This window comes from Burkholderia sp. E168m23, assembly GCF_016586125.1.
GTDB classification, from domain to species: Bacteria; Pseudomonadota; Gammaproteobacteria; order Burkholderiales; family Burkholderiaceae; genus Burkholderia; species Burkholderia orbicola.
In genome coordinates this window covers 1-3,425 of record NZ_BCPP01000797.1, presented here as the reverse complement: position 1 = coordinate 3,425, position 3,425 = coordinate 1, and the positions used below count along the sequence as shown (strand labels likewise).

The following is a 3,425-nucleotide window of genomic DNA, read 5'->3' as shown; positions in this document are numbered from 1 at the left end:
GATCTGCCGGCGCCTCTCTTCGTTTTCGCCGCCGTATTCGACCGACCGATTGCCACGATGACCCAGCCGATCCGCTATTCGATTGTCCCGAAAGATCTTGCCGCGCACCTGTTCGAAGTGACGGTGACGGTTGCCGATCCCGATCCCGAAGGCCAGCGTTTCTCGCTGCCGGTATGGATTCCGGGCAGCTATCTCGTGCGCGAATTCGCACGCAACATCGTGACGCTGCGTGCGTTCAACGACGCGGGCCGCAAGGTGCGCATCGCGAAGACCGACAAGCACACGTGGCAGGCCGCGCCCGTGGCCGGCGCGCTGACGCTGCGCTACGACGTGTATGCATGGGATTTGTCGGTGCGCTCCGCGTATCTCGACGAATCGGGCGGCTTCTTCAACGCGACGGCGGTGTTCCTGAGCGTCGCCGGTCGCGAGGACGCGCCGTGCGAAGTCGACATCGCGAAACCGGCCGGTGCCGCGTTCCGCACGTGGCGTGTCGGCACCGCGCTGCCCGAAGCGGGCGGCACCCGGCGTTACGGTTTCGGCGCGTATCGCGCGGCGAACTATGACGAGCTGTCCGACCATCCGGTGACGATCGGCGAATTCGCGCTCGCGACGTTCGACGCGCACGGCGTGCCGCACGACATCGTGATCGCCGGGCGCGTGACGCAACTCGACCTGGAGCGGCTGCGTACCGATCTGAAGCGTGTGTGCGAAGCGCAGATCGCGCTGTTCGAGCCGAAGTCGAAAAAGGCGCCGATGGACCGCTACGTGTTCATGACGCTCGCGGTCAGCGACGGCTACGGTGGCCTCGAGCATCGCGCATCGACCGCGCTGATCTGCAACCGGACCGACCTGCCGGTGAAGGGGCGACCGGAAACGACGGAAGGCTATCGCACGTATCTCGGTCTCTGCAGCCACGAGTATTTCCACACGTGGAACGTGAAGCGCATCAAGCCGGCGGCGTTCGTGCCGTACGACCTCACGCGCGAGAACTACACGTCGCTGCTGTGGCTGTTCGAGGGCTTCACGTCGTATTACGACGACCTGATGCTGGTGCGCAGCGGGCTGATGTCGCAGGACGACTATTTCGCGGCCCTCGGCCGCACGATCGGTGGCGTGCTGCGCGGCACGGGCCGGCTCAAGCAGAGCGTCGCGGAAAGCTCGTTCGACGCGTGGATCAAGTACTACCGCCAGGACGAGAACGCGACCAACGCGATCGTCAGCTATTACACGAAGGGCTCGCTCGTTGCGCTGGCGTTCGATCTCGCGATCCGCGCGCGGACGCGCAACCGGAAGTCGCTCGACGACGTGATGCGCCTGCTGTGGCAACGCTACGGCCGCGACTTCTATCGCGGCAAGCAGGCGGGTGTGGACGAAAACGAAGTCGAGGCGCTGATCGAGGAGGCGACGGGCATCGCGCTCGGCCGCCTGTTCGCCGACGCCGTGCACGGCACGCGCGACCTGCCGCTCGGCGAACTGCTCGCGCCGTTCGGCGTGACGCTGGCCCCCGAGGTCGCGACCGGCGCGGCCGCGAAGCCGACGATCGGCGCGCGCCTGCGGGGCGGCGCGGACTGCACGTTGGCGGCGGTCTACGAAGGCGGCGCCGCGCATCGCGCGGGGCTGTCGGCCGGCGACACGCTGATCGCGGTCGACGGGCTGCGCGTGACGGGCACGAACCTCGATGCGCTGCTCGCACGCTACCGGCCGGGCGACAAGGTCGAGATTCACGCGTTCCGCCGCGACGAGCTGCGCACCGCGAAACTGAAGCTCGACGGCCCGGAAGTCACCCGCTACCGGCTGACGGCGGCCGCGAAGCCGGCTGCGGCCACGAAGGCCCGCGAAGCCTGGCTGAAGGGGTAATCGTACGCAAGCGGGTAGCGGGGCACGATCGGCGATTGTTCTGTTGTTGCAACAATCCGTCGCCCTGAACCCGCTTTTTCGCGGTCATGTGGCCACGCACAATGGCGTCACTCGCGCTACCGAAGCGCAACCCCACCCGGAGCCTGACATGACGACCATTCTGCAAATCAATTCCGCCGCGCGTTCGCAAGGTGCGCAATCCACGCTGCTGTCCAACGAACTGACGGCAAAGCTGCAACAATCGAACCCCGGCGCGAACGTCGTGGTCCGCGACCTGCTGGCCGATGCGCTGCCGCACCTCGACGAATCGGTGCTCGGCGCGTTCTTCACGCCGGCCGACAAGCGCACCGCGGAACAGAATGCGATCGTCGCGAAGAGCGATGCACTGATCGCCGAACTGCAAGCGGCCGACATCATCGTGATCGGCGCGCCGATGTACAACTTCGGCATCTCGTCGCAACTGAAGACGTACTTCGACTGGATCGCCCGCGCAGGCGTCACGTTCCGCTATACCGAGAACGGTCCGGAAGGCCTGATCAAGGGCAAGAAGGTTCACGTGGTGACGGCGCGCGGCGGCAAGTACCTGGGTACGCCGAACGATAGCCAGACCCCGTACCTGCGTTCGTTCCTCGGCTTCATCGGCCTGACCGACGTGAATTTCATTCACGCGGAAGGCCTGAACCTCGGCCCGGACGCGCAGAGCGCCGCGCTGGCCAGCGCACGCGAAGCGATCGCCGCCGCGTAACGCGTCAGGTCGATGCGGGTGCGATGCACCCGCTGCGTCGCCCGATGAAAAAACGCCGCGTCCTTTCGGGGACGCGGCGTTTTTGCATTCGGCCGGCGAACTCGCCGCAACCGAGGCCGTTACGCGAGCGTTTCGGCTACGTCCGGCAGGCGCCAGTCGATCGGTTCGCGGCCGGCAGCGGCCAGATAGTCGTTCGCGAGCGCGAAATGGCGGCAGCCGAGGAAGCCGCGGTGCGCGGACAGCGGCGACGGATGCGGCGCTTCGAGCACGCAGTGCGCGTTCGCGTCGAACAGCGCGCGCTTGGCCTGCGCGTGCGCGCCCCACAGCATGAACACGAGCCCGCGATGACGGCCGGCGAGCTCGCGGATCAGCGTGTCCGTGCATTGCTCCCAGCCGCGCTTCGCATGGCTCGCGGCCGCGCCGCGCTCGACCGTCAGCACGGTGTTGAGCAGCAGCACGCCCTGGCGTGCCCACGTGTCGAGGCAGCCGTGACGCGGCGTGTCGTGACCGAAGTTCGCGGCGATTTCCTTGAAGATGTTGCGCAGCGACGGCGGCGTGCGGACGGCCGGCGGCACCGAGAACGCGAGGCCGTGCGCCTGCGGCGTGCCGCGGTCGTCGCCGTGGTACGGGTCCTGGCCGAGGATCACGACCTTCACGTCGTCGGGATGCGTCAGGCGCAGCGCGCGGAACACGTCGGTCGGGTAGACCGTCTTGCCGGCCGCACGCTCTTCGTCGACGAAGCGGCACAGCGGCGCGTACGCGTCGCTGTCGGTGAACGGTTTCAGCACGTCGCGCCAGACGGCCGGCAGCGCGTCGAATTGCG

General features: G+C 67.4%; 3 protein-coding genes. 2 read left to right on the top strand and 1 reads right to left on the bottom strand.

Annotated features, from left to right (window positions below):
• Window positions 1-57 precede the first annotated feature (57 nt).
• Window positions 58-1,857, top strand: coding sequence for a M61 family metallopeptidase (locus JMF90_RS29795; RefSeq protein ID WP_054928326.1), 1,800 nt, complete (start codon window positions 58-60; stop codon window positions 1,855-1,857).
• A 148-nt stretch (window positions 1,858-2,005) separates the two neighbouring features.
• Window positions 2,006-2,602 carry an FMN-dependent NADH-azoreductase gene (locus JMF90_RS29790; RefSeq protein WP_006477046.1) on the top strand — a complete coding sequence of 199 codons (597 nt, stop codon included), beginning with the start codon at window positions 2,006-2,008 and terminating at the stop codon, window positions 2,600-2,602.
• Window positions 2,603-2,721: 119 nt separating this feature from the next.
• Here JMF90_RS29790 and JMF90_RS29785 read toward each other — a convergent pair.
• A partial coding sequence (locus tag JMF90_RS29785) for a uracil-DNA glycosylase (RefSeq protein ID WP_201325793.1) occupies window positions 2,722-3,425 on the bottom strand: 704 nt, incomplete at its 5' end.

What these genes read in the sequence shown, in the direction of transcription:
- JMF90_RS29795 (WP_054928326.1), top strand. Translation starts at nt 58, where the DNA reads ATGACCCAGCCGATCCGCTATTCGATTGTCCCGAAAGATCTTGCCGCG.
- JMF90_RS29790 (WP_006477046.1), top strand. Translation starts at nt 2,006, where the DNA reads ATGACGACCATTCTGCAAATCAATTCCGCCGCGCGTTCGCAAGGTGCG.